Origin of the sequence: Curtobacterium oceanosedimentum, assembly GCF_040545555.1 — a bacterium.
GTDB lineage: Bacteria > Actinomycetota > Actinomycetes > Actinomycetales > Microbacteriaceae > Curtobacterium.
On the sequence record NZ_JBEPMD010000001.1, the window covers coordinates 81,953 to 107,595 of the forward strand.

Below are 25,643 nucleotides of genomic sequence, written 5' to 3' on the forward strand. Positions count from 1 at the left end.
GTCAGACCTCCTGCGCGACGACGGGCCCCTGGGGGACCGCGTGTGCGAGGTCCGCGACCTCCGTGGCGGGGGTGGGGCGTGCCTCCAGGCCGACGCCGTCGCCTCCGGTGGCCGCGCGGACCGCTGCCAGACCGCGCTCCACGTCGGCGAGCAGGTCGGCGACGTCCTCGATGCCGACGGACAGGCGGACCAGGCCGTCGCCGATGCCGAGCTCGACCCGCTCGGCCGCGGTGCGGCCGGCGTGCGTGGTGGTCGCCGGGTGCAGCACGAGCGAGCGCACGTCGCCCAGGTGGGTCATCCGGCTGATCAGCTGCACCGCGTCGATGAAGGCCCGTGCCGCCGGCTCGCCGCCGGCGAGCGTGAAGGCGAACACCGACCCGGCTCCCCGGGGCAGGTAGCGCTGGGCGAGGTCGTGGTACGGACTGGAGGCGAGACCGGCGTGGTCCACGCTCGTCACCTCCGGCTGGCGCTCCAGGAAGGACGCCACGGCCAGCGCGTTCGCGACGTGGCGCTCCACGCGGAGCGACAGCGTCTCGATGCCCTGGCGCAGCAGGAAGGCGTTGAACGGCGACGGCGACGGGCCGATGCGCGCGGCGACGACGTCGCGGGCGAACACGACGAACGCGCGGCTGCCGTACCGCTCGACGTAGCTCTGCCCGCCGAGGGCGCGCTCCGGGGTGGTCAGGTGCGGGAAGCGCTCGGGGGTGCGGCCCCAGTCGAAGCGGCCGCCGTCGACCACGAGTCCACCCAGGCCGGCGCCGTGGCCCGACAGGAACTTCGACGCGGAGTGCACCACGACGTCGGCGCCGTGCTCGACCGGGCGGACCAGGTACGGCGTCGCCAGGGTGTTGTCGACCACGAGCGGCACGCCCGCCCGGTGCGCGGTGTCGGCGACGCCCTGGATGTCGAGCACGTCGTTCTTCGGGTTCGGGATCGTCTCGGCGAAGAACGCCTTCGTGTTCGGGCGGACCGCAGCGGCCCACGCGTCGAGGTCGCGCTGGTCGGCGACGAAGTCGACCTCGATGCCGAGTCGGGCGAGGTTCTGCAGCAGCAACCCCTTCGTGCCCTCGTAGATGCTCCGCGCGCTGACGACGTGGTCGCCGGCCTGCAGGAGCCCGAGGAGCGCCACCGTCACCGCTGCCTGACCACTCCCGACGAGGATCGCCTCGGCGCTCCGTTCGAGCAGCGCGACCCGGCGCTCGACGTCGGCGTTCGTCGGGTTGCCCAGACGCGTGTAGGTGTACCCGTCGTCGGTGCCGGCGAAGCGCTCCCGGGCCTGGTCGAAGTCGTCGAAGAGGAAGCCCGAGGTCATGTGGATCGCGGGCACCCGTGCGCCGTGCGCGGTGTCGGGCAGGAACCCGCCGTGCACCTGCTCGGTGGCGAAGCCGTGGCCGTCGTTCGACATGGGGTCCTCCTGCGTGGTCCGTCGTGCGGGTACTCTCGCAGGCCGGACGGGTCGGCGGCGCATTGCGGCGTCGGGTTACGGGCGAGTTCTGTCAGGGTGGACGCGTGGATGGTGGCAGGACGAACGTCGAGACCCTGGCCGACGAGGTCCGGCGAGTCCGCGCAGCGGCGGGTCGTCCCGTCGTCGTGGGAGTCTCCGGCTTCTGCGGATCGGGCAAGTCCACGCTGGCCAGGGCACTGGTCGGCAGGTTGCCGGGCGCGGTGCGGATGCGCGGGGACGACTTCCTCGACCCGGCGCTGTCGCACGCGCGCTCGGACGACTGGTCCGGGGTGGACCGGGTGCGACTGCGTGACACGGTGCTCGAGCCGTTCCGGGCGTCGGCCGGAGGGTCCTTCCGCCGGTACGACTGGTCGGCCCGGGGCCTGGGCCGCGCAGAACGGCTCCCAGGCGGCGAGGTGCTCGTCGTCGACCTGATCGGACTGTTCCACCCGGAGACGCTGCCATCCATCGACCTCACCGTCTGGTGTGACCTGGACCTCGAGACGGCAGTTCTCCGCGGCCAGCACCGCGACCGTGTGCTCGGACGGGACCACGAGCGGCTCTGGAACGACGTGTGGGTCCCCAACGAGCGCGACTTCGCGGCACGGTTCGACCCACGCGCCGCGGCGGCCGTACTCGTCTCGACACGCTAATCGTCCGCGCCGGTGCCCCGCGGTGCGGCGGGACCGGCGAGCAGCGCGGCAAGGCGCCGGTCGAGCCCGGACGCGAGCGGGGCGGGCAGCGCGTCGACCGGGAACCAGCGGACGTCCTCGCTCTCGTGGCTCACGGCCGTCGGTGTCGAGGGGTCCGCCGTCGCGACGAAGCCGACGTCCCAGTGCGCGGCGCAGGAGAACCCGCCGTGCAGGTCGTGCCGGTCGAGGTCGGCCACGGCGTCGTCGTCGAGCTCGAGCCCCGCGATCCCGGACTCCTCGCGCGCCTCGCGCCGTGCCGCTCCCGCCAGGTGGTGGTCCTGCGGCTCGAGGTGTCCACCGAACTGCACCCAGAAGCGACCCTTGCGGTGCAGGCAGAGCAGCACGAGGGACCGGTCGGGCGAGAACACGAAGCACGACGCCGTCAGGTGCTCCGGGCCGAGCGTCCGGTCGATCGCGGCGTCCCCCGAGGCACGGACGAACGCCGTGAACCGCTCTCGGTCGGGCGACGGCGCGTCGGTGAGCGCGGCGAGGGCATCGGCGGGGCGCATCCGACGATCGTGGCACGTCCGGCTCTGCTCTGGTGCACCTGGTCGGGCGGCTGGTGCGACGATGTGGTCGTCGTACGACAGCGGAAACGTCGTGTTGGTCGCGCGGGTCGCTCGGAGGCGCGATTGGTGCGACATCGTGGTCGTCGTACGACAGCGGAGGTGTCGTACGACAGCGGAGGTGTCGTACGAGCACGGCGGTAGGGGGCGGGCGTCAGAACAGCGCGCGCACCCCGGCGGCGACGGTGTCCCAGGAGGCGAGCAGCGGCTCCCGGACGAGCCACACGACGACCCCGTTGACGACCACGAACAGCACGAACCACAGCACCGCCGGCACACGCATCTCGGCCGCGGCGATGTGGAAGTCGGTCTGCACCCGCGCGCCGGTCAGCAGCCAGCGCGCGACCTGGACGAGCGACCTGAGCCCGTCGACCACGAACGCCGCACCCACCGCCGCGACGACCAGCACGGTGACCTCCGACGGACGGACCGCGACCCAGAGCGCCAGCGCGTCGAAGCCGACCACGACGAGCAGTCCGAACCAGTTCCGGACGAACGCGAGGGCCACGAGACCGACCACGGCGAGCACGGCCACGGGCAGCCACCGCGACCCGTGCAGCACGCCGGTGACCAGCAGCACCCCGGCCCAGACCGGCGCGCTGTACCCGGCGAACAGGTTGAGGATCCGCACCAGCCAGCGGATCGCACCCGGCACCCGCCCGAGCCGGACCCACGCCTCGCCGGAGCCGTCCGGGTGCAGGTCGATCCGGTCGATGCGCCCACCGAACGGCACCACGACGACGCAGTGCCCGACCTCGTGCACGATGGTCGCCGCGATCCGGGCGACGCGGCCGACCAGGGGCACGAACGGCAGGACGGCGCCGACCAGGACGGCGACGAACACGAGGGGTGGGGCTGCTGCGGTCAAGACGCCAGGATGACAGCGCCCACCAAGAGGACCCTGACCGCGCGGGCCGTGGCGTCAGCGGACGGCGTCCACCACGACGAGCACCACCACGACGACGGTCGCGACGACGGCGAGCCCCGTCAGGACGGCGAGGAACACCGTCACCCGGCTGCGCTGCGTGTGCCTGGCCATCCGACCCCCACCGACCTCTCGGGAGCGCGGGGTTTGTCGACCGCACAGCCGAGCTGCACGGCGAGCTCCCGGGCGAGCATCTGCAGCGGCACGACGGCCTCGACCGGTCCCCAGGGGGCGAGGGGCCGTCCCCACGCCAGGTCGGTGGCGTCAGCGCGTCCGGCGATCACCGGCAGGTCGGAGCCGGCACCGCCGATCGTGACGACGAACCCGCCGCGGGCGCGCACCTCGGCGACGGCGGACCGGATCCTGGGGTCCCCGTGGTCGACCACCACGACCGGCGTGCCCTCGTCGACGAGCGCGAGCGGTCCGTGCCGGAGCTCGCCGACCGCGCAGGAGCGCACCCACCGGTAGGCGAGCTCCTCCACCTTCAGCGCGCCTTCGGCGGCGTAGGGCAGCCCGTGCCCGCGGCCGACGAAGAGGAACCCCGGAGCGTCCCGCACGGTCGCGGCCAGCAGCGGGACCCGCTCGGCCGCCACCACCGCGGCCGTCGCCATCCGGTCGGGCAGCTCCGACAGCTCGTCGACCAGGGCGGCGGCACGGGCCGGTTCGAGTCGGTCCGACGCGACCAGGGCGGACAGGACCGCGGTCACGCCGACGACCACCTGCGCGGTGAAGGACTTCGTCGCGGCGAGCCCGACCTCGGGCCCGGCGTGGCAGTCGAGCACGGCGTCGGCCCGGCGAGCGAGCGACGAGTGGACGTCGTTCGTCAGCGCGAGCACCGGGACCCGGTCGTCGAGCCGGTCGAGGGCCCGGAGGACGTCCGCGGTCTCACCGGACTGGCTGATGGCGACCACCAGGGTGCCTCGACCGAGGACGACCTGGTCGACCTCGCTGGCGGCGACGACGTCGGTCGGGACACCGCCCAGGGTGCGCGCGGTGCCGGCGACGACCTGACCGGCGTGCAGCGAGGTACCGCAGGCGACGACGGCGAGCCGCTCGAACGCCGGGAGCCCGAGACCCGCCCAGGTGCTGCCGTCCGCGGTGCGGTGCCGGACACGGTGGAGGAGGTCGGTGACGACGCCGGGCTGCTCGGCGATCTCCTTGGCCGTGTGGTCCGGGTGGTCGCCGAGGTCGACCTCGAGCGCACTCGCGGCGAACGGTGACGCCGTGGGGAAGGGCACCGGTACGGCGATCCCCTCCGAGGACCAGCTCCACGCCTCGCCGAGCTCCACGACGTCGCCGTCCCGGAGCGGCACGAAGGTCTCGCACCACTCGGCGATCGTGCCGACGTCGCTCGCGACGAAGTCCCCCCGGGCGGAGCGCGCGACGACGAGCGGCGACCGGTGCGCCGCAGCGACCATGCGGCCGTCGCGGGCGTCCAGCACGACGATCGCCCACGAGCCGCGGAGCTGCGCGGTCGCGATCTGCACCGCGAGCACGAGGTCCGGGTCGACCAGCAGGGCGCGCTCGACGAGGTGTCCGATCACCTCGGAGTCGACCTCCGACCGGAACACGTGCCCCTGCCGCTCGAGCGTGGTCCGGAGGCTCGCCGCGTTCTCGACGGTCCCGTTGTGCACCACGCTGATCCGTCCGGAGCAGTCGGCGTGCGGGTGCGCGTTCTCCTCGCGCACCGCCCCGCAGGTCGCCCAGCGGGTGTGCCCGATCCCGACACCCGTGGCGGCCTCCTCGGGCGTCCCGACCGTGGCCCGTGCCGCGAGGTCCGCCCGGAGGTCCGCGACGCGCGAGACCGACCGGACCGTGGCGATCCGGCCGGCGGCGGTGCGCAGTGCGACCCCGACGGAGTCGTGGCCTCGGTACTCCATCCGCTCGAGCCCGTCGAGCAGGAAGGGGGTCACGTCGTCGCTCACGCGGGCCGCGATGATGCCGCACATACGGTGTCCGTTCAGGTGGGGGACCGGCCAGGTGCCGGGGAACGGCACCGACCGCCGCCGGGTCTGCCGCGGGTCCGGGGCCGTCGACGGACCGTGCCCGCCCGCGGATCGGGTGGGGCGGAGACGGTTGGTCGGCGGGTCGGGTACCGGACGGTCGGGGATCGCGGACGGGCCCTTCCGTGAAGGGCTCGGCGGTCGGTGCACCACGAGCCTCGTCCTGCCGCACCGCCGTGACAAGCGTCCGGGCCGCCTCTTGCGGTTCACCGCGTGAGCGGTGCGAGCCGCCCGCCCGCCGGTGCGGACCCACGCAAGTCGGCTCGGTGGCCGACGCTGCGCGTGACGGACGGGAGGCCCGGTACCAGCCGGTACCGGGCCTCCCGTCCGTGGGGTGGTCGCCGGGCGTCCACCGGTCGCGCGATCAGGTGAGCAGCGCCACCAGGTGCGAGCGGGAGCGCGCACCGACCTTCCGGTAGATCTGCGTGAGCCGCAGCTCCACGGTGCGCTGCGACATGAACAGCGACGAGGCGATCTCGCGGTTGCGGTAGCCCTCCGTCACCTTCTGCACGACGGCGCGCTCCTCGGCGGTCAGCTGGGTGAGCACCACCGACGCGTCGGGCGCGCTCCGCGGCGAGCCCGGGACCGGCGCGGAGTGCACCGGACCGGACCGCAGCGAGGTCGGCGCCCCGAAGGGCGGCATGACGGCCGTCGGAGCCGGCGCCGCGAGCGGTCGACGGAGCCCGGCGGCCTCGTACGCGGCAGCCGCGGCGGCGCCCAGGCGGGGCCGTTCGGCGTCCGTGCCCACCGCCGCCAGGGCAGCGAAGGTCCGGGCGCGCTCGTACTGCGAGTCGTGCGGCTGGAACAGCTCGAGCGCGCGACGACGCGCCGTCTCGCGCGTCGCGTCGTCGGCGACGAGCGCCAGGCTCCTGGCGAGCACGAGCGCACCCCAGCGGGACGGCCGTGCGTGGTGGTCCGCCGCGAGGCGGGCCGTCGCGTTCCGGGCGTCGTCCACCCGACCGAGGTGCACGTAGCCCTCGACCAGGTCGCCCAGGTGCCGGAGCACGGTCGGGTTGCGCAGCGACCGACCGACCGCGTCCGCCGCCTCGAGCGCGGTCACCGCCTCGTCCACCCGGCCGTCGAGCAGCAGGACCCGTCCGCGCAGCGCATGCAACCGGGCCGTGGTGCCCCAGAGCAGCACCGTGGAGCGGAGCGCCAGGCAACGGTCCACCACCTCGAGCGCCTCGTGGGTGCGGCCCTCGGCGAAGTGCCGCCACGCGACCGCCACCGCCCGCGACGGCTCGCGCAGCCGTTGGGCGGACAGGGCGCTCCCGGCCTCCCACGCGTCGACCGCGCGTAGGGCCTGCCGGAAGTTCCCGGACCGGAGCTCGTTCTCGGCGGACAGGTAGCGGGCGCCCTCGACCCAGACGGCCTCGGTGTCCTGCCCGCGGGCGACGACGAGGGCGAACACGCGCCGGGCGCTGCGGTACCGCTCGGCGAGGCTCAGCGCGTGCGCGACGAGCAGGAGGGCGGCATCGGACATCGCCATCAGCCGGGGCGTCGCGAGCCCGTCGTAGAGCTCCGTGTCGGCGGGCAGCGAGCCGTCGAGTGCGGCGACCAGGCACTGCACGGCGCCGGCGATCTCCGCGGTGCGCGGGGTGATCACCGCACCGAGCTGCTCGACGCGGGCGAGCAGGTCACGGGCCTGGTCGAGGTCCCACGTCTCTGCCCGGAAGCTCGCGACCATCGCCAGGAGCCCGGCGGTCGCGGGGGCTTCGGGTGCCTCCGCGTCCACGGGCACGAGGAGTTCGTCCGCGTGCACGGTCTCACCGCGCAGGTACTGCACGGAGTACAGGACCCGCAGCCGCCGGACCTCCTCCGCTGCGCGCCGGAACGGACGCATCGCGGTGAGGTAGCGCGCGGCGAGCCCGAGCAGGCGCTGTGCGAACAGGGCCTCGACGACGGCGAGCAGTGCCGCGCGCTCGTCCTCGCCGCCGGAGCCGACGTGCAGGGCACGCTCGGCCAGGGCCACCGCGGCGTGCGGTGCACCGTCGAGGACGTAGCCCGCGGCGGCGTCGAGCAGTGCGACCACGTCGGGGACGTCGTCGACGAAGCTCCGGTGCCACGCGGCGGCGCGGGGGTCGGTCTCGGCGCTCGCCGCGGCGAGCTCCCGGTGCAGGGTGCGCCGGGTACGTGCGGACGTCCGCCAGTACAGGGCCGACCGGAGTAGCGGGTCGCGGACCGCGACGGTCTGCCCGCGCACCACGACGAGCCCGGCGTCGGCGAGGTCGTCGACGGCGTCGCGGTCCCAGCCCGTGGTCCGCGCCACGGGGACGAGGGCGAGGCGCACGAGGACGTCCGGACCACGTCCCGCGTCGGTGTCGGTGTCGGCGGTGCCCTCGACGGCGTCGAGGGCCAGCGCTGCGATGGCCTCGGTCGTGGCGGTCGGGCGCAACGGCAGCACGAGCGGCTCGGTGCCGGTGAGCTGCGCCGTCGAGAACGCGTCGAACTGCTCGCGGAGCGCGCCCGGGTTGCCGCCCGTGGCCTCGGCGAGGATCGCGAGGACGCCGTCGTTCGCGCCCTCCGGTGCCATCGTCCGGGCCAGCGCCAGGGACTCGTCCGTGGTGAGCGGCTCGAGCCGCAGCACGGGGAGCGCCGCGAGCGGGCCGTCCGACGGCACGGTCCGGACCGTGGCGACCAGGCGCAGCGCCGTGCCGGCGAGACGACCTGCCAGGAACGCGATGAGCTCCTGGCTCTCGGCGTCCATCCGGTCGAGGTCGTCGATCAGGACGACCGTCGGCGGCAGGGTCAGGGTCTGCACGGCCTCGAGGAAGTCGTGCGCCGCGGCGAGTCCGCTGGTCGCGCCACCGGCCTGCAGCAGGTGCGCGATGTGGGCGGTGGCCCGCGGGTCGTCGAGTGCGGTGAACAGGGAGGTCACGCCGGCCAGCGGCCAGCGGGACTCGCTCCCGTTGACCCCGACCCGCACGACGGGGAGGGAGACGCGGTCCGCGACCGCGTCGAGGACGCTGCTGCGTCCGGAACCAGGGTCGCCGACGACGACCATCGCGCACTCACGAGGGAGTGCAGCGAGGGTCGCGATCCGGTCGACCTCGAGACGGCGACCGGTGAGTGCCATGACTCACCGGCCTCCGGGTCCGGAGGCGAGGACTGCGGAGGACGTCCGGTCGGCGGTGCGGCGGGAGGCCACGGCGACGGACGGTATCCGGACGGCAGCACGGGCAGGGACCGTGGCGACGGACGGACGCGAGGCGGCGACGGAGCGCGCACCAGGGCTGTCGGTGAGATGTCGCGGACGACGAGTGAGGGTGCACTCGCTTCCGCCTGGGAACGATGAAGTCATCGTCTGGACCACCCCTCGGGTCAGGGTTTTTCGGACGAGTATTGGACGGCGGACCCGACTCGGTCCGGGTCTAGGGAACCCGGTGCGCCTGATCAGCCGTGAGCACGATAACCCGCCGGTCGGACGCCGACGGAGTGCTCGTCAGCACACTGTCCGCCCTCCCTGGCCCCAGTCCGGGGGGTATCTGCCCCCTTCTGGGGGTCCGACGCGGGGAGGCGGGTGCGCCCAGGGGACAAGCGGGGTACACCGCGGTCCGCCGCCGGTGCGGACCGTCCGCGGGACTACGAGCGCCGGATGACGTCCACCACGGCGTCGTGCACGAGACCGTTCGTGGCGAGGGCGCTGCCGTGCCACGGGCCCGGGTCGCCGTCGAGCGAGGTGAAGCGACCACCCGCTTCCTCGACGATCGGCACGAGGGCCGCGATGTCCCACGGCTTCAGGTCGGGTTCGCCGGCGACGTCGAGCACTCCTTCGGCGACGAGCATGTACGACCACATGTCGCCGTACGCCCGCGTGCGCCAGACCTTCCGGGAGAGGGTGACGAGGGCGTCGAGCCGGTCGTCCTCGTCCCACTGCTGGATGCTGTTGTAGCTGAGGCTCGCCTCGGACAGCTCCGCGACGCCGGAGACCCGCAGGGGGCCGTCGGTGGAGTGCGCGCCGAGGCCCTCGGCAGCCCACCAGCGCTTGCCGAGCGCCGGGGCGCTGACGACGCCGAGCACCGGGCGGCCGTCGACGGCCAGGGCGATCAGGGTGGCCCACACGGGCACGCCCCGCAGGTAGTTCGCAGTGCCGTCGATCGGGTCGACCACCCACTGGCGGTGGCCTTCGCTCAGGGCGTCGGCGCCGGTGTCCGCCGTCGTCTCCTCGCCGAGGAACGCATCGTCGGGGCGTTCGGCCGCCAGTCGCTCGCGCAGGGCCCGTTCGACCGCCTGGTCGGCATCGGTGACGTGCGTGCTGTCGGCCTTCGTCGTGACGTGCAGGTCGGCGGCGCGGAACCGCTCGAGGCTGATCGCGTCGGCGGTGTCGGCGAGGGAGCGGGCGAAGTCCAGGTCGGCGCTGAGGTCCACGGAGGTCAGGGTAGCGTCCTAGGCCGCCACCACCTGCTCCTCCTCGTAGCGCGAGACGGCGCGTTCGCGGGCGATCCGGGTCCGCCGGGCGGCGAGCCCGTGCACGAGGACCCCGAGCAGCACGGCGAAGACGAGCCACAGCACGAGCACGACCACCGACCGTGTGAGCGACGCCCCCGGGAAGTACACGAGGTCCTGCGCGGCACCGAGCCAGGCGGCCCCGCTCCAGAACGCGTTGAGCGCTGCGAAGAACCCGGGCTGGAACGACGGCTGGAAGATCCCGCCGGAGCTCGTGAAGTTGAGCATGACGAAGAGCATCGTGAGGATCGGCGTGGTCCACCGGCCGAGCAGCGGGTGCAGGCCGACGCCGAGGGCGACGATGACGGCGTCGTACAGCCAGGCGAACAGGAAGACCTGCCAGCGGTGGTCCGGGATGACGCCGTAGAGCGGCCCGGCGACGATCACGCCGATGCCGGCGACGACCCCCGCGGTGGCGGCGCCGACGACGACCGTCCAGAGCGCACGGAGCTTCGCGGCCGCCGCGGCGACGGCGATCGCCGAGGCGTACCCGCCGACGCTCAGGCCGACGAGCAGGAAGAAGAGCCCCTGGCCGGTCGGGTCCTCGTCGCCGGTGGGGACGACGTCGTGCACGGTGAACGGCAGGTGCTGCTCGTACGCGATCGGCAGGAAGACCTTCTGCGCCGCGGTCGCGGTGGTCTCGCTCGCGGCCGTCGAGACGTAGAGCACGGCACCGTCGGTCGCGGGGGCGTAGACCGCGGCGAGGTCGCGGTCCCGCACCTGCCGCTCGGCCTCGGCCGTGGACCCGACCACGTGCGCGACCAGCCGGCCGTCGGAGCCGTCGGTGACGCTCTGGGCGAAGACCTGGGCGCTGGGGCCCTGGCCGACGATGCCGACGGGGAGCTCGTGCGGGGTCGGAGCGTGGAAGGCGCCGAGGTAGGCGAGGCTCATCCCGACCGCGAGGAACAGCGGGACGAGGATGTGCGACCCGAAGGACCGCAGCGTGCGACCGAGGTGCTCGGGGCGCAGGACCGCCGCCGCGAGCGCCGTCGACCGGGACGTCCGCTGCGGGTGCGGCGCTGCGTGGTCGCCGTGGTGGACCGTATCCGGACGGGCTGTGTTGTGTTCTGCAACGTCGGGCACGAGGAGCAACGGTACACCCGTGCCGGCGGGGCCGATCCGCCCGGGGTCAGTCCGCCCCGGGCCGTCGCCCGGGGTCGTCCCACCCCGGGGTCGTCCGCGCCGGGGTCAGTCCGCGCCGGGGTCGTCCGCGCCCATGCCGGTGAGCAGTGCACGGAAGGAGTCGAGCCGCTCGACGCCCGTCGGACCGAGCTCCCCGTCGTGCACCCGGTCGACGATCTCCCAGTCGTGCGCCTGCGACAGCGGGATGCCGTCGGCGGGCTCCCGCACCGGGACGGCGTGCGCCGCGAAGGCGCGGAAGACGTTCTCGGGCTGTACGTGGCCGAGCCCGAACGACCGGACGCCCGGCGTGTCGATGATCCAGCCGCCGTCGCGCACCCGCAACGCGATCGAGGACGACGAGGTGTGCCGCCCCCGGCCCGTCACCGCGTTCACGACGCCGGTCGCCCGGGTCGACCCGGTGATCGCGTTGACGAGCGTGGACTTGCCGACGCCCGAGTGGCCGACGGTGACCGTGACCTGGTCGTCCAGGACCTCGTGCAGCGCGTCGAACGGCACGTCGTCGGAGCGGCTCGTGACGATCCGCAGGTCCAGGCACGCGAAGTGCGCCAGGAACGGCGCCGGGTCGGCGAGGTCGGTCTTCGTGATGCAGAGCACCGGGTCGAGCCCGGCGTCGAACGCCGCGACGAGGTACCGGTCGATGAGCCGCGGCCGCGGTTCGGGGTCGGCCGCGGCGACGACGATCAGCATCTGGTCGGCGTTGGCGACGATCACGCGCTCGACCTCGTCGCTGTCGTCGGCGCTCCGGCGCAGCAGGGTGGACCGCTCGGCGACCTTCACGATGCGGGCGAGCGAGCCCGGGTCGCCGGAGACGTCCCCGGCGAGGGACACGTGGTCGCCGGTCACGACCGACTTCTTGCCGAGCTCGCGGGCCTTCGTCGCGGTGATCACCCGTTCGTCGTCCTGCCCGGCCGACACCAGCACGCCGAAGCGTCCGCGGTCGACGTTCGTCACCCAGCCGGTCGGGGCGTCGTCGTAGCTCGGACGGGTCTTCGTGCGGGGCCGGTTGCCCTTCGGGTTCGGTCGGATCCGCACCTTGGACTCGTACTGCCCGTAGGGCTCGTCCTCGTCGGTGTCGTCCCCGTCGGCGTCGTCCCACCAGCTCACGGCGTCACGCTCCCGTCTCGACGGTCCCGCGAGGGCCCGTACCGGTCGCCACGAGGTCTGCCCAGAGTTCGGGGAACTGGGGCAGGGTCTTCGCGGTGCAGCCGATGTCGTCGACGGCGACGCCGTCGACGACGAGGCCCACGAGGGCGCCCGCGGTCGCCATCCGGTGGTCGTCGTACGCGGCCCAGGCACCGCCGTGCAGCGGAGCCGGGGTGATCCGCAGGCCGTCGTCGAGTTCCTGCACCGAGCCTCCCGACCGGTTCACGTCCGCCGCGAGTGCGGCGAGACGGTCCGTCTCGTGGCCCCGCAGGTGGCCGATCCCGGTGATCTCGGTCGGCTCGTCGGCCAGGGCCGACAGCGCGACGAGCGCCGGTGCGAGCTCACCGCCGCGCGTCAGGTCGAGCGTGACACCCGGCAGGGAGGCCCCACCCGCCACTCCGACGCCGCCGTCGAACACCAGGTCGTCACCGTCCCTCGTGACGGTCGCGCCCCACAGGGGCAGGAGCGTCTCGAGATCGGCACCGACCTGCGTGGTGTCGGTCGGCCAGGTGCGGATCCGGACGGTGCCGCCCGCGACGAGCGCAGCCGCCGCGAACGGCGCGGCGTTCGACAGGTCGGGCTCGATGACGACGTCACGCGCTGCGATCGGGCCCGGGTGCACGACCCACTCGCCGACGGCCGGCTGGTCCACCCGGACGCCGCGTGCGCGGAGTGCCGCGACGGTCATGTCGATGTGCGGCAGGCTCGGCAGCCGCTCGCCCACGTGGGTGAGGTGCAGGCCCTCGTCGAAGCGGGGTGCCGACAGCAGCAGGCCGGAGACGAACTGCGACGAGGCCGACGCGTCGATCTCGAGACGACCGCCGCGGACCGCTCCGGTGCCGGTGAACGAGAACGGCATGGCGCCGCCGCCGTCGTCCGTCACGTCGACGCCGAGGTCGGCGAGGGCGCGGATGATCGCGCCCATCGGTCGCTTCCGGGCGTACGGGTCGCCGTCGATCGTCACGGGGCCGGTCGCGAGCGCGGCGAGCGGCGGCAGGAAGCGCATCACGGTGCCGGCGAGGCCGCAGTCGACGGCGACGTCACCGTGCATCGGCGCGGGCGTGATCCGCAGGTCCGGCCCGTACGGGTTCGGTGCTGCGCCGTCCGCGGGGACGACCTCGTCGATGCCGACACCGAGCTGGCGGAGTGCCGCGACCATCAGCGCCGAGTCGCGCGAGTGCAGGGGCAGGCGGATCGTCGAGGGGCCGTCGGCCAGCGCCGCGAGCACGAGCTCACGGTTCGTCAGCGACTTGGAGCCGGGCAGGGCGACGTCGCCGCGCAGGGGCCCGCGGGCGAGGGGGGCGATCCAAGGACCGGGCTGCTGGGAATGCGTCGACTCTGCCATCGGTTCACCAGGGTACTGAACACCCGCGGGAGGACCATTGGCGACAGTCACACTCGAGCGCACCCGGACGGCGCTGCCGGCCGTGCGGACGACGATCGGGCTCGGCCTAGACTCGTCCGTGATGACGACCGACGAACCGCAGGCAGCACCGCACGACCTGGTCGAGGAGACCGAGGCGCAGCTCGACGCGGTGTCCGAGGAAGCGGACGCCCTCGAGCCCGACATCGAGCCCGCCGACGAGAAGACCGTCTCCGAGGCCGAGCTGCGGTCGCTGTTCGAGGACCAGGCGCTCCCGTTCATGGACCAGCTGTACGGCGCCGCGATGCGGATGACCCGGAACCCGGCCGACGCCTCGGACCTGGTGCAGGAGACCTTCGTCAAGGCGTACGCGGCGTTCCGGCAGTTCCGGCAGGGCACCAATCTCAAGGCGTGGCTCTACCGGATCCTGACGAACACGTTCATCAACACGTACCGCAAGAACCAGCGGAACCCGTACCAGGGCACGATCGACGAGCTCGAGGACTGGCAGCTCGGCGGCGCCGAGAGCGTCACGCAGTCGGTGTCCGCGCGTTCTGCCGAGGCCGACGCGATCGACCACCTGCCGTCCTCCGCCGTGAAGGACGCGCTCCAGTCGATCCCCGAGGACTTCCGGATGGCCGTGTACTTCGCGGACGTCGAGGGCTTCTCCTACCAGGAGATCGCCGACATCATGAAGACCCCCGTGGGGACGGTCATGAGCCGTCTCCACCGTGGCCGCCGGCTCCTCCGTGGGCTCCTGGCGGACCACGCGCGCGAGACCGGCATCGTCCCGGACGCAGCGTCGACGGCGACGATGCGCGGGCGGGGCCGGAAGACGACTGCGGCCGCTGGTCGCACCGACGGGAAGGACGCACGATGAGCGGCTGCGACTGCTCGAAGGCCAAGGCCGAGCTCGAGGAGTTCCTCCACGACGAGCTCTGCCGCGAGGACGCCGCGGACATCCGCGAGCACATGGAGTCCTGCGAGGACTGCACGAGCGAGCACCGCGTGGGCGTCGTCCTCATGGAGACCGTCAAGCGCGCCTGCGCCGAGACAGCTCCGGACCAGCTCCGGACGGAGATCCTGGCGCGGATCCGCGTGGAGCAGTCGACGCACCAGGTCTGATGAGGCGACGCCGTCGCGCGGCGGCGCGTCGTCACACGGCGCCGACGCTGGGTAGGGTCGCCCCATGACCCTCACCGCCGAGTCGATCACCACCTGGTCCGACACGGACGTCACCGACGTCACCGCCCTCGTCCGTCTGCTCGGGCACGTCGTCGACGAGTCCGCCATGCGTGCACGGCTGGAGCGGCTCGTGCCCGAGGCCGGGCACCGCACGTGGCTGGTCCGTGGCGACGACGGCCGCGCGGTCGCCGTGGCCGGAGCGCAGGTCACCTGGTCGTACGCGAGCGACGAGCCCACGGCGCAGCTCCTCCTGCTGGTGGTCGACCCGTCGGCCAGGAGGCACGGCACCGGTTCCGCGCTCATCGACACGTTCGAGACGTGGGCGACCGACCAGGGCGCGCACCGCCTCAGCGCCGTGTCCGCCGCTGCGACCGACAGCGCGCACCGCTTCTACCAGAAGCGTGGGTACCACGAGGCCGGCGTCCGCTACACGAAGCTCCGGTAGCCCCGCGCCCGCGCAGCGTGCCGGTGCTGCTGTTGCGTGCCGGTCGGTCCTGCGCCCGTGACACACGATGCGCCCCGTTCCCACGGGGCGCATCGTGCGTCAGGGGGCGTGGTGGGTCAGCCGAGCGCCTTGCGGATGACCTCGGCGGCCTCACCCGCGGAGCGCTTCGACGATCCCGTCGCCGGTGCGGCACTCGCCGGGCGCGAGGCCACGGAGAGCGGACGGCCGTCGAGGTGCGGCGACAGGTTCATGCAGACGAACGGCCAGGCGCCCTGGTTCTCCGGCTCCTCCTGCGCCCACACGACCTCGGCCTGCGGGTAGCCCGCGAGCACCTGCAGCAGCTCGTCGAGGGGGAGCGGTGCGAGCTGCTCCAGCCGCACGAGGGCGACGTCTGTCGCGCCGGACTTGTCGAGCTCGGCGCGGAGGTCGTGGTGCACCTTGCCCGAGTGCAGCACGACGCGGCGCACGGCTCCCTTGTCGGTCACGCGGTCGTCGTCGAGCACCTCGCGGAAGGACCCGCTCGTGAACGCCTCGACCGGGCTCGTCGCCTGACGCAGGCGGAGCATGGCCTTCGGCGTGAACACGACGAGCGGCTTCTGCGGGCGCTCCCACGCCTGGCGACGGAGCAGGTGGAACCACGACGCCGGCGTCGACGGCCGCGCGACGATCATGTTGTCCTCGGCGCAGAGCTGCAGGTAGCGCTCGATGCGCGCCGAGGAGTGGTCCGGCCCCTGGCCCTCGTAGCCGTGGGGGAGCAGGAGCACCAGACCGGAGCGCTGGCCCCACTTCTGCTCGGCGGACGAGATGAACTCGTCGATGACGGTCTGCGCGCCGTTCGCGAAGTCGCCGAACTGCGCCTCCCAGAGCACGAGGGCCTCGGGACGTTCGACCGAGTAGCCGTACTCGAACGCCATCGCCGCGTACTCGCTGAGCAGCGAGTCGTAGATGTACAGGCGGGCCTGGTCCTCGGCGACGTTGGCGAGCGGCAGCCACTCCTGCCCGTTCACCCGGTCGTGGAAGACCGCCTGGCGCTGCACGAACGTGCCACGTCGGGCGTCCTGGCCGACGAGTCGCACGGGCTTGCCCTCGACCAGCACCGAGCCGATCGCCATGAGCTCCGCCATCGCCCAGTCGATGCCGCCGGAGCGGGTCATCTCCGTGCGCTTGGTGAGGAGCTGCTGCAGCTTCGGGTGGATCGAGAAGCCGACGGGCGGGTTGCTGTGCGCGTCGCCGATGGCCCGGACGAGCTCCTCGGAGATCGCCGTGTCGTGCACCTCGACCTCGGCGTCGTCGCGCTGCGCGGTCGGACGCTCGAGGCCGTCCACGGCGCCGTCGTCGTCCGTCGTGATGACGGGCATCGTGCCGGTCTGTGCCTCGTGGGTCTCGGCGAAGGCGCGCTCGAGGCGGTCCTGGAAGTCGCGGTGCGCCTCGTCGTACTCCTCCTGCGTGATGTCACCGCGGCCGACGAGGGCCTCGGTGTACAGCGTGCGGACGGAGCGCTTCGCCTCGATGAGGTTGTACATGAGGGGCTGCGTCATCGAGGGGTCGTCGCCCTCGTTGTGGCCGCGGCGGCGGTAGCAGACGAGATCGATGACGACGTCGCGGTGGAACTCCTCGCGGTAGGCGAAGGCGAGCTCCGCGACACGCGCCACGGCCTCGGGGTCGTCCCCGTTGACGTGGAAGATCGGCGCCTGGATCGTCTTCGCCACGTCGGTCGAGTACACCGACGTGCGCGCGGACTCCGGGGGCGTGGTGAACCCGACCTGGTTGTTGATGACGAGGTGGACCGTGCCGCCCGTGCGGTAGCCACGGAGCTGCGACATCTGCAGGGTCTCGACGACGACGCCCTGGCCGGCCATGGCGGCGTCACCGTGCACGAGCACCGGCAGCACGCCGAAGGTGCCCGGCGGGGTGCGGTCCTGCTTCGCGCGGACGATGCCCTCGAGCACGCCGTCGACGGCCTCGAGGTGCGACGGGTTCGCGGCGATGGTCACGGGGATGCTCGAGCCGTCCGAGGCACGGAAGAGGCCCTCGGTGCCGACGTGGTACTTGACGTCGCCCGAGCCCTGGCCGGACACGGCACCGGGCAGCGACGAGCCCTCGAACTCACGGAAGATCTGCCCGTAGGTCTTGCCGGCGATGTTCGTCAGCACGTTGAGCCGGCCGCGGTGGGCCATGCCGATCGCGACCTCGTCGAGGCCGGCGCCCGCGGCGTGCTGGATGAGGGTGTCGAGGAACGCGATGGTCGACTCGCCGCCCTCGAGCGAGAAGCGCTTCTGGCCGACGTACTTCGTCTGCAGGAAGGTCTCGAACGCCTCGGCCTCGTTGAGCTTGCCGAGGACGCGCAGCTGCTCGTCCTTCGACGGCTTCGAGTACGGCACCTCGATGTGCCCCTGGACCCATCGACGCTGCTCCGGGTCCTGGATGTGCATGTACTCGATGCCGACGGTGCGGCAGTAGGCGTCGCGCAGGATGCCGAGCACGTCGCGCAGCGGTGCGGTCGTGGTGCCGGCCAGGCCGCCGGTGACGAACTCGCGGTCGAGGTCCCAGAACGTCAGCCCGTGGTTCTCGAGCTCGAGGTCCGGGTGCGTGCGCTGCCGGTACTCGAGCGGGTCGATGTCCGCCATCAGGTGTCCGCGCACCCGGAAGCTGTTGATGAGCTCCTGCACGCGGGACGTCTTGTTGACGCGGTGCGCCAGGTCGACGTTGATGTCGTTCGCCCACTGGATGGGCTTGTAGGGGATGCGCAGCGCCGAGAAGATGCCCTCGTAGAAGCCGTGCTCGCCGATGAGCCGCTCGTGCACCTTCTTCAGGTACTCGCCCGACCCGGCACCCTGGATGACCCGGTGGTCGTAGGTGCTCGTCAGCGTGATGGTCTTGCCGACGCCCAGCTCGACCAGGGTCTTCGTCGCGGAGCCCTGGAACTGCGCCGGGTACTCGAGCGCGCCGGCGCCGATGATCGACCCCTGGCCCTTCGTCAGGCGCGGGACCGAGTGCACGGTGCCGATGCCGCCCGGGTTGGTGAGCGAGATCGTCGTGCCCTGGAAGTCCGCCGGCGTGAGCTTGTTGTCGCGGGCGCGCTTGACGAGGTCCTCGTAGGCGGAGAGGAACTGGCCGAAGGTCAGGGTCTCGGCACGCTTGATGCTCGGGACGAGGAGCGAGCGGGTGCCGTCCTTCTTCGGGACGTCGATGGCGATGCCGAGGTTCACGTGCGCGGGCTCGACCACGAAGGGCTTGCCGTCGCGCTCCTCGTAGAACACGTTCTGGCTCGGGAAGTCCTTCAGCGCCTGCACCATCGCCCAGCCGATCAGGTGCGTGAAGGAGATCTTGCCGCCGCGGGCACGACGCAGGTGGTTGTTGACGACGATGCGGTTGTCGATCATCAGCTTCGCCGGGATCGTCCGGACGCTGGTCGCCGTCGGGACCGTGAGCGAGGCGTCCATGTTCGAGGCCAGCGTCTTCGCCATGCCCCGGAGCGGGGTCGCCACGTCCTCGTGGGTCTCCTCGTGGTCGTCGGCCTGGTCGTTGGCCTCGGCCGGGATCGGCTGCGGGGTCGGCTGCCGCGAGGTCGTCTTCGCCTGGATCGGACCGCCCGGCTTCGCCTCTGCCGGGACGTCACCCGTGGCGGGCTGCTGCGTGGTCGACTGCGACGACGACTGCGTGGGAGCGGGAGCGGAGGAGCCGGACCGGGCGGAGCCACCGGCGGCGGAGGAACCGGTCTGCGAGCGGTGGTAGCTCTCGAGCACGGGCCACCACGACTTGTCGACGGACTCCTTGTCGGCGACGAACTGCTCGTAGAGCTCGTCGACCAGCCACTCGTTCGCCCCGAATTCGCCCGCGGTCTCGTCCGTACCCGTCAGATGGCTCGACACAGCCGATCGCCCACTCTCCGTCGATAGATGCTCGTGTGTGTCGTGCGGGGCAACCCTGCTCCGCACTGGCCGCCAGCCTAGCCGTTCCGCGCCGACCGTTCGGTGACCGTCGGACGCGCGCCGCGCCTCCCGGCCGCGCTCGCGCGTGTCGGGACGGGACCCGCTCACCGGGCCGGTCGCACGGACGACGGGTGTCGTGCAGCCGGGCGACACGGTGGGCCGGCGGCAGGGCTCGGCGAGCACCGCGGCGGCAGGGCTCGGCGAGCACCGTGGCGGCACGGCCGAGCACGTGTCCGCGCGACTGCGGGGCCGTACGATTGCACCCATGAGGTTCTACGAGACGCGGCCGACGCACGACCTGACCTACTCCGACGTGTTCCTCGTGCCGAGCCGGTCCGGGGTGACGAGCCGCTTCGACGTTGACCTCGCCACGAACGACGGCACGGGCGCCACGATCCCGATCGTCAGCGCGAACATGAACTCGGTGACGGGTCCGCGCCTCGCCGCGACCCTCGCCCGCCGCGGTGGTCTCGGGGTGCTGCCGCAGGACATGCACCTGCAGGACCTCGACGCCGCGATCCGCTGGGTCAAGGAGCAGCCGGTCGACTTCGACACCGCCTACGACATGCGCGCCGACACCACGGTGGCCGAGGCACTCGAGCAGCTCCTGCCCGTCGCCGGCCGCGGGGTCGTCGTCCGCGACGGCGCGGGGGAGTACCTCGGCTGTGTGCCGGCCGCCCGACTCGGCACCGCCGGTGCGGACGCCACGATCGGTGACCTGCTGCACGGGCCCTCGACGGCGATCGACGCCGAGGACGCCGGCACCCCGCGGCACGTGTACGACGTGCTCTCGGCCGCCGAGGTCGACTTCGCGCCCGTCGTGCGACACGGCCGGGTCGTCGGCACCACCAGCCAGACCAGCGCGATCCGCCAGGACATCTACACGCCGGCCGTCGACGGGGAGGGTCGCCTCCGGGTCGCCGCAGCGGTCGGCATCAACGGCGACGTCGCCGCGAAGGCGAAGGCCCTCGCCGCGGCCGGGGTCGACGTTCTGGTGCTCGACACCGCCCACGGTCACCAGGAGGGCATGCTCCGCGCGCTCCGCACCGTCTCGGCGCTCGACCTCGGGCTGCCGATCGTCGCCGGCAACGTCGTCACCGCCGACGCCGTCGCGCACCTCGTCGACGCCGGTGCGACCATCATCAAGGTCGGCGTCGGCCCGGGGGCGATGTGCACCACGCGCATGATGACGGCCGTCGGTCGTCCGCAGTTCTCCGCCGTGCTCGAGACCGCCGCGGCCGCCCGGTCGCTCGGAGCGCACGTCTGGGCGGACGGTGGCGTCCGCTACCCGCGCGACGTCGCGCTCGCCCTGGCCGCCGGCGCGTCGAGCGTCATGATCGGCTCGTGGTTCGCGGGCACGCTCGAGGCACCGGGCGTGCTCCGTCGCGACGCCGCGGGCAAGGCGTACAAGGAGAGCTGGGGCATGGCGTCGGCGAAGGCCGTCCGGGAGCGCTTCGAGCGGCTCGACCCCTACGAGCGGGCGCGCAAGGCGCTCTTCGCCGAGGGCATCTCGTCGTCGACGATCTACCTCGACCCGGAGCGGCCGAGCGTCGAGGACCTGCTCGACATGATCACCACCGGCATCCGCAGCTCGGCGACGTACGCGGGGGCGTCCTCGCTCGCCGAGTTCGCCGACCGGGCGCTCGTCGGCATCCAGTCGGCTGCCGGCTACGAGGAGGGCAAGCCGCTCCCCGTGAGCTGGTAGCCGGCCCGGCCCGCCCGCCCGCCCGGCCCGCCGGCCGGCCCGGCCCGCCGGTGGCCCGAGTCTCGGCCTGAGCGACGTCTCTCGGGCCGAGGAGCGCGAGGAACGTCGCTGAGCGCGAGTCTCGGGTCCGCGACCGACGGACGGACGGGAGGCGCGGTGCCGGCTGGCACCGCGCCTCCCGTCCTCTGTCGGTGCGGTCAGCGCCGTCGGGTCGCGTCCTCGACGGTGCCGACGAGTTCCTCGAGGATGTCCTCGAGGAACAGCACACCGATCGTGCGTCCCTCGGCGTCGAACGCCCGCGCCACGTGGCGACCGGCGGCACGCATGGTCGCGAGGGCGTCCTCGAGGTCCATGTCCGTGTAGAGCGAGATGAGCTGCCGGATCCGCTTCGGCGGCACCGGCACGTCGAACTCGTCCGGGCGCAGGTCGATGACGTCCTTCACGTGCACGTAGCCCGTCGGGTCGCCGTCGTCGCCGACGAGCACGTACCGCGAGAAGCCGCGCTGGGCGACCGCACGCTCGACGTCCTCGGGGGTGGCGTCCTCGGGGAGCGTGACCAGGTCGGACATCGGCACGGCGACGTCCTTGACCTTCTTCTCCGTGAACTCGAACGCCATCGCGAGCTTGCCGTCGTCGGTGAGCGTGCCCTCGCGACGGGACTGCTCGACGATCGTCTGGACCTCCTCCACGGTGAACGCGCTGACGGCCTCGTCCTTCGGCTCGACCTTGAACAGGCGGAGCACGGCGTTCGCGGTCTCGTTCAGTCCGACGATCACCCAGTGCAGCGCGTGCCCGATGTACCAGAGGGTCGGGACGAGCAGCAGCGCGGCGCGGTCGGGCATCGAGAACGAGATGTTCTTCGGCACCATCTCGCCGAACACCACGTGCAGGAAGGACACGAGCAGCAGCGTGAACACGAAGGCCACGGTGCCGATCACCTCGACGCTCCAGCCGGTCAGCCCGAGCGGAGCCTCGAGCAGGTGGTGGATCGCCGGCTCGGACACGTTGAGGATCAGGAGCGAGCACACCGTGATGCCGAGCTGCGTGGTGGCGAGCATGCGGGTGGCGTGCTCCATCGCGGCGAGCGTCGTCTGCGCGGCCTTGGAACCGGCCTCGGCGCGCGGCTCGATCTGCGAGCGGCGGGCGGAGATGACGGCGAACTCGGCGGCGACGAAGTAGGCGTTGCCGAGCAGCAGCACGACGAGCCAGAAGATGCCCCACCAGTCGGAGCTGCTCGACGCGGACTCACCGGCGGCGAGGACGACCATCCCGTCGTGCACGGACGTGGCGCTCATCGGGAGCCCTCCTTCGTGGCGGGGATGATGATCCCGGTGGCCGGGCGCTGCGCGGTCGCGGTGCTGCCGGTCGTGCTGCTGCCCGTCGTCGTCGGGACGGGGTCGGGGCGGTTCGGGGTCCAGCGGACGCGGTCGACACGGCGCCCGTCCAGCCGCTCGACGCGGAACACACCGTCGTCGAGCGCGACCTCGTCACCGACCGCGGGCAGGCGCCCGAGCGAGGACATGATGAACCCGCCGACGGTCTCGTACGGTCCGTCCTCCGGCACCGTCACGCCGGCACGGTCCTCGAGCTCGTCGGGGCGCAGCAGCCCGGGGAAGGTCAACCAGTTGCGGGAGTGCACGACGTCGATGCGGGCCCGGTCGTGCTCGTCGGACACCTCGCCGACGATCTCCTCGACGAGGTCCTCGAGCGTGACGACACCGGCGGTGCCGCCGTACTCGTCGACGACGATCACCATCTGGTACCCGCGGCTCCGGACCTCGGCGAGCAGGGTGTCGCCGGGCATGGTCTCGGGCACGCGCTCGGCCTCGGTCATCAGGGCACCGACGGGCACCTCGGGGCGCTTCTCGCGCGGGACCGCGACGGCCTGCTTGACGTGCACGATGCCGACGACGTCGTCAGCGTCCTCCTCGATGACTGGGAAGCGGCTGAAGCCGGTCCGGCGGGCCAGGGCGAGGACGTCGTCCGCCGACTCCGAGACGCGGATGGTCGACAGCCGGGGGCGCGGGGTCATCACGTCGCTCGCGTCCAGCTCGGAGAACGCGATCGTGCGCTGGAGCAGCGTCGCGGTGTCCTGCTCGAGCGAGCCCTCGGATGCCGAGCGGCGCAGGAGCGAGCTGAGCTCCTCGGCGCTGCGGGCACCCGACAGTTCCTCCTGCGGTTCGATGCCCATCGAGCGCAGGACGGCGTTCGCGGTGCCGTTGAGCAGGGCGACCGCAGGCTTGAACACGGTGGTGAAGGCGATCTGCAGCGGGACGACGAGCCGCGCGGTCTGCAGCGGGAGCGCGAGCGCGAAGTTCTTCGGCACGAGCTCGCCGAGGATCATCGACAGCAGCGTGGCGATGACGAGCGCGACGATCGAGCCGACGGTCTCGACGACCGCCTCGGGCAGCTGCATCGCGAGGAACGGTGCCTCGAGCAAGGTCGCGATCGAGGGCTCGAGCAGGTAGCCGGTCAGCAGCGTCGTCAGCGTGATGCCGAGCTGCGCGCTCGACAGGTGCGTCGACGTGACCTTCAGCGCGCCAATCACGGGCGCCAGGCCGGTCTCGCCGCGGTCGCGCCGGGCCTCGACCTCGGCGCGGTCGAGGTTCACGAGCGCGAACTCCGAGGCGACGAAGACACCGGTACCGAGGGTCAGCAGGATGCCGCCGACCAGCATGACGATGTCGAGGGGACTCATTCTCCACCTCCCGACACAGGGGAAGCGGGGCTGCTCACCGAGTGAGCGCCGGATGAGTGGGAAGGCGAAGAGGGATTCGGAGGATCGTCCACAGTGAGCAACATCGTACCGGGTGCGCGGAGGCGGAGCCGAGAGGAAGTACAGGAAGTGCGTCGCGCCTCCCGTCGGTGCGTGCCGACCGGACGGGAGGCGCGACGCGCGTCGCGGACGCCGGCCTACGCCGTGACGCGCGCGCGGTGGTACTGCTGCGGCTCGTAGTCGAGGGAGACGCCGAGTTCGGCCGCGGCCCGGAGCGCGAACGCAGGGTCGCGGAGGAACTCCCGCCCGACCATCACGACGTCCGCCTGACCGGTGGCGACGACCTGCTCGGCCTGGAAGGCCGTGGAGATCATGCCCACCGCGATCGTGCCGATGCCGGCGTCGCGCTTGACCCGCTCGGCGAACGGGACCTGGTACCCGGGGCCGACCGGGATCGGGGCCTTCGCGACGTTGCCGCCGGTCGAGACGTCGGCCAGGTCGGCGCCGTGCTCGGCGGCCCAGCGGGCGACCTGCACGGTGTCCTCGACGGTGAGCCCGCCGTCGACCCAGTCGGTGGCCGAGAACCGGACGACCACGGGGAAGCCCGCACCGACCTCCGCGCGGACGGCGTCGATCGTCTCGAGCAGCGCCCGGGCACGGTTCTCGAGCGAGCCGCCGTAGGCGTCCGTGCGGTGGTTGCTCAGCGGCGACAGGAACTGGTGCAGCAGGTAGCCGTGGGCGGCGTGCAGCTCGACGAGGTCGAAGCCCGCCTCGACCGCGCGTCGGGCAGCAGCGGCGAACGCGAGGGCGACGACACGGATGTCCTCGGTCTCGAGCTCACGCGGCACCGCGTAGCCGTCGAAGGCCACGGCGGACGGGGCGACCGTCGCCCAACCGCCCTCGGACTCGGGCACGCTGCCCGACGTCCCGGACCATGGGCGGTAGGTCGAGGCCTTGCGCCCGGCGTGCGCGAGCTGGATGCCGGCAGCCGCGCCCTGCGCGTGCAGGAAGTCGACGATCGGCCGGAAGGCGTCGCGTTGCTCGTCGTTCCACAGCCCGACGTCCTGCGGGCTGATCCGGCCCTCGGGGACGACGCCGGCGGCCTCGACGACGACCGCTCCCGCGCCGCCCTTGGCGAACCCGCCGAGGTGCACGAGGTGCCACGGCGTCGGGACGCCGTCCTGCTGCTCGACCGAGTACTGGCACATCGGGGAGACCCAGAGCCGGTTGCGGACGGTCAGGTCGCGGATGGTGATCGGTTCGAACAGGGTGTGCGTCACGCGGGTGCTCCTTCGGCGTTCCGTGCCGCCAGGTCCTGCAGGAAGGCCCGCAGTCCGGCCGGCGACGTGAAGTGGTGGCCGACCGCCCCGATCGCGTCTGCACCGGCGGCGTTCTCGGCCCTGTTGTCCACGAACACCATCTGCTCGGCCGCGATTCCCAGGCGTTCGCACGTGGTGCGGTAGACGGACGCGTCCGGCTTCAGAACGTGCTCCTCGGCGCTCACCACGACCGTCTCGAACACCGACCCCATCGGCGACCAGCGGTACGGGTCGCCGAAGTCGCGGCCGGCGTTCGAGAGCAGGGCGAGGCGCGTGCCGGCGTCGTGCAGCTCCTCGACGATCGCCAGGACCTCGGGGTCGACCTCGAACCAGCCGGTGAAGTCGACGGCCCAGAAGCGGTGGATGTCGGTGAGGCTCCACCGGCGGCCGGTCCGCGCCGCGATCGCGCGCCAGTACTCGAGCACCGTGAGGTCGCCGCGGTCCAGGTCGTGCCGCAGCTCCTGGTACACCGGCAGCAGCTCGTCCGCGGGCACACCGGTCATCGCGACGAGGGTGTCCCACGCGCCCTGCGGCGTCCGGCTGATCACCTCGCCGTAGTCGAAGACCACCACGCGACCGGGCAGGAACAGGCTCATGCGCTCCACCGTAACGTGGC

The 25,643-nt window shown here is 72.8% G+C and carries 19 protein-coding genes; 5 read left to right on the forward strand and 14 right to left on the reverse strand.

Translation table 11 applies throughout. The features are described 5' to 3' along the window. Position 1 precedes the first annotated feature (1 nt). Positions 2–1,405 carry an O-acetylhomoserine aminocarboxypropyltransferase/cysteine synthase family protein gene (locus ABIC52_RS00405; protein WP_354026358.1) on the reverse strand — a complete coding sequence of 468 codons (1,404 nt, stop codon included), beginning with the start codon at positions 1,403–1,405 and terminating at the stop codon, positions 2–4. A 104-nt stretch (positions 1,406–1,509) separates the two neighbouring features. On the opposite strand from ABIC52_RS00405, the gene ABIC52_RS00410 reads away from it, so the two are divergent. Continuing rightward, positions 1,510–2,097 carry a uridine kinase family protein gene (locus ABIC52_RS00410; protein WP_238638133.1) on the forward strand — a complete coding sequence of 196 codons (588 nt, stop codon included), beginning with the start codon at positions 1,510–1,512 and terminating at the stop codon, positions 2,095–2,097. Here ABIC52_RS00410 and ABIC52_RS00415 read toward each other — a convergent pair. The 8 genes from ABIC52_RS00415 to aroA form a co-directional block, all read right to left on the reverse strand. Continuing rightward, positions 2,094–2,645: an NUDIX hydrolase gene (locus ABIC52_RS00415; protein ID WP_126891217.1), complete on the reverse strand. Its 552-nt coding sequence runs from the start codon at positions 2,643–2,645 to the stop codon at positions 2,094–2,096. The genes ABIC52_RS00410 and ABIC52_RS00415 overlap by 4 nt on opposite strands. 211 nt (positions 2,646–2,856) lie before the next feature. After that, positions 2,857–3,570 carry a M50 family metallopeptidase gene (locus ABIC52_RS00420; RefSeq protein ID WP_126891218.1) on the reverse strand — a complete coding sequence of 238 codons (714 nt, stop codon included), beginning with the start codon at positions 3,568–3,570 and terminating at the stop codon, positions 2,857–2,859. Between the two features lie 140 nt (positions 3,571–3,710). Continuing rightward, positions 3,711–5,576: a glutamine--fructose-6-phosphate transaminase (isomerizing) gene (gene glmS / locus ABIC52_RS00425; RefSeq protein WP_126891219.1), complete on the reverse strand. Its 1,866-nt coding sequence runs from the start codon at positions 5,574–5,576 to the stop codon at positions 3,711–3,713. Between the two features lie 418 nt (positions 5,577–5,994). Next, positions 5,995–8,706 (reverse strand): ATP-binding protein, encoded by a 2,712-nt coding sequence (locus ABIC52_RS00430; protein ID WP_209677408.1) that lies wholly within the window; start codon positions 8,704–8,706, stop codon positions 5,995–5,997. 506 nt (positions 8,707–9,212) lie between these two features. Continuing rightward, positions 9,213–9,998 (reverse strand): inositol monophosphatase family protein, encoded by a 786-nt coding sequence (locus tag ABIC52_RS00435; RefSeq protein ID WP_174234709.1) that lies wholly within the window; start codon positions 9,996–9,998, stop codon positions 9,213–9,215. 18 nt (positions 9,999–10,016) lie between these two features. After that, positions 10,017–11,159, reverse strand: a complete 1,143-nt coding sequence (locus ABIC52_RS00440; protein ID WP_354026359.1) for an ABC-2 transporter permease — start codon at positions 11,157–11,159, stop codon at positions 10,017–10,019. A 105-nt stretch (positions 11,160–11,264) separates the two neighbouring features. Further along, positions 11,265–12,323 (reverse strand): ribosome small subunit-dependent GTPase A, encoded by a 1,059-nt coding sequence (gene rsgA / locus ABIC52_RS00445; protein WP_126891223.1) that lies wholly within the window; start codon positions 12,321–12,323, stop codon positions 11,265–11,267. 4 nt (positions 12,324–12,327) lie between these two features. Continuing rightward, positions 12,328–13,707, reverse strand: a complete 1,380-nt coding sequence (aroA, locus tag ABIC52_RS00450; RefSeq protein ID WP_209823480.1) for a 3-phosphoshikimate 1-carboxyvinyltransferase — start codon at positions 13,705–13,707, stop codon at positions 12,328–12,330. A 121-nt stretch (positions 13,708–13,828) separates the two neighbouring features. On the opposite strand from aroA, the gene ABIC52_RS00455 reads away from it, so the two are divergent. The 3 genes from ABIC52_RS00455 to ABIC52_RS00465 all read left to right on the forward strand — a co-directional run bounded on the left by ABIC52_RS00455 (position 13,829) and on the right by ABIC52_RS00465 (position 15,355). Then, the gene (locus tag ABIC52_RS00455) at positions 13,829–14,605 is read left to right on the forward strand and encodes a sigma-70 family RNA polymerase sigma factor (protein ID WP_354026360.1); all 777 of its coding nucleotides are present in this window, start codon (positions 13,829–13,831) and stop codon (positions 14,603–14,605) included. Further along, entirely contained in the window at positions 14,602–14,850 is a 249-nt protein-coding gene (locus tag ABIC52_RS00460; protein ID WP_209677402.1) for a zf-HC2 domain-containing protein, read from the forward strand. Before ABIC52_RS00455 ends, ABIC52_RS00460 begins: the two co-directional genes overlap by 4 nt. Before the next feature lie 64 nt (positions 14,851–14,914). Next, positions 14,915–15,355, forward strand: a complete 441-nt coding sequence (locus ABIC52_RS00465) for a GNAT family N-acetyltransferase (RefSeq protein ID WP_126891227.1) — start codon at positions 14,915–14,917, stop codon at positions 15,353–15,355. Between the two features lie 116 nt (positions 15,356–15,471). On the opposite strand, the gene ABIC52_RS00470 is transcribed toward ABIC52_RS00465, so the two are convergent. After that, the gene (locus ABIC52_RS00470) at positions 15,472–19,227 is read right to left on the reverse strand and encodes a multifunctional oxoglutarate decarboxylase/oxoglutarate dehydrogenase thiamine pyrophosphate-binding subunit/dihydrolipoyllysine-residue succinyltransferase subunit (RefSeq protein WP_354026361.1); all 3,756 of its coding nucleotides are present in this window, start codon (positions 19,225–19,227) and stop codon (positions 15,472–15,474) included. Between the two features lie 325 nt (positions 19,228–19,552). On the opposite strand from ABIC52_RS00470, the gene guaB1 reads away from it, so the two are divergent. Continuing rightward, a complete protein-coding gene (guaB1, locus tag ABIC52_RS00475) occupies positions 19,553–20,992 on the forward strand; it encodes a GMP reductase (protein ID WP_126891228.1) in 1,440 nt (479 codons plus the stop codon). 197 nt (positions 20,993–21,189) lie between these two features. On the opposite strand, the gene ABIC52_RS00480 is transcribed toward guaB1, so the two are convergent. The 4 genes from ABIC52_RS00480 to ABIC52_RS00495 all read right to left on the reverse strand — a co-directional run bounded on the left by ABIC52_RS00480 (position 21,190) and on the right by ABIC52_RS00495 (position 25,623). Continuing rightward, positions 21,190–22,260 carry a hemolysin family protein gene (locus ABIC52_RS00480; protein WP_126891234.1) on the reverse strand — a complete coding sequence of 357 codons (1,071 nt, stop codon included), beginning with the start codon at positions 22,258–22,260 and terminating at the stop codon, positions 21,190–21,192. Between the two features lie 23 nt (positions 22,261–22,283). After that, positions 22,284–23,690, reverse strand: coding sequence for a hemolysin family protein (locus tag ABIC52_RS00485; protein WP_354026362.1), 1,407 nt, complete (start codon positions 23,688–23,690; stop codon positions 22,284–22,286). A gap of 215 nt (positions 23,691–23,905) precedes the next feature. Further along, the gene (locus tag ABIC52_RS00490) at positions 23,906–24,988 is read right to left on the reverse strand and encodes an NADH:flavin oxidoreductase/NADH oxidase (RefSeq protein ID WP_354026363.1); all 1,083 of its coding nucleotides are present in this window, start codon (positions 24,986–24,988) and stop codon (positions 23,906–23,908) included. Next, positions 24,985–25,623: an HAD family hydrolase gene (locus tag ABIC52_RS00495; protein WP_209677396.1), complete on the reverse strand. Its 639-nt coding sequence runs from the start codon at positions 25,621–25,623 to the stop codon at positions 24,985–24,987. The genes ABIC52_RS00490 and ABIC52_RS00495 overlap by 4 nt, the downstream gene beginning before the upstream one ends. Positions 25,624–25,643 lie beyond the last annotated feature (20 nt).

Bases quoted from the DNA above. Each gene is read 5' to 3' on its own strand.
- ABIC52_RS00430 (WP_209677408.1), bottom strand. From the start codon at position 8,706: ATGGCACTCACCGGTCGCCGTCTCGAGGTCGACCGGATCGCGACCCTC.
- ABIC52_RS00485 (WP_354026362.1), bottom strand. From the start codon at position 23,690: ATGAGTCCCCTCGACATCGTCATGCTGGTCGGCGGCATCCTGCTGACC.
- ABIC52_RS00480 (WP_126891234.1), bottom strand. From the start codon at position 22,260: ATGGTCGTCCTCGCCGCCGGTGAGTCCGCGTCGAGCAGCTCCGACTGG.
- aroA (WP_209823480.1), bottom strand. From the start codon at position 13,707: ATGGCAGAGTCGACGCATTCCCAGCAGCCCGGTCCTTGGATCGCCCCC.
- ABIC52_RS00455 (WP_354026360.1), top strand. From the start codon at position 13,829: ATGACGACCGACGAACCGCAGGCAGCACCGCACGACCTGGTCGAGGAG.
- ABIC52_RS00415 (WP_126891217.1), bottom strand. From the start codon at position 2,645: ATGCGCCCCGCCGATGCCCTCGCCGCGCTCACCGACGCGCCGTCGCCC.
- guaB1 (WP_126891228.1), top strand. From the start codon at position 19,553: ATGAGGTTCTACGAGACGCGGCCGACGCACGACCTGACCTACTCCGAC.
- ABIC52_RS00460 (WP_209677402.1), top strand. From the start codon at position 14,602: ATGAGCGGCTGCGACTGCTCGAAGGCCAAGGCCGAGCTCGAGGAGTTC.
- ABIC52_RS00495 (WP_209677396.1), bottom strand. From the start codon at position 25,623: ATGAGCCTGTTCCTGCCCGGTCGCGTGGTGGTCTTCGACTACGGCGAG.
- ABIC52_RS00465 (WP_126891227.1), top strand. From the start codon at position 14,915: ATGACCCTCACCGCCGAGTCGATCACCACCTGGTCCGACACGGACGTC.
- glmS (WP_126891219.1), bottom strand. From the start codon at position 5,576: ATGTGCGGCATCATCGCGGCCCGCGTGAGCGACGACGTGACCCCCTTC.
- ABIC52_RS00405 (WP_354026358.1), bottom strand. From the start codon at position 1,405: ATGTCGAACGACGGCCACGGCTTCGCCACCGAGCAGGTGCACGGCGGG.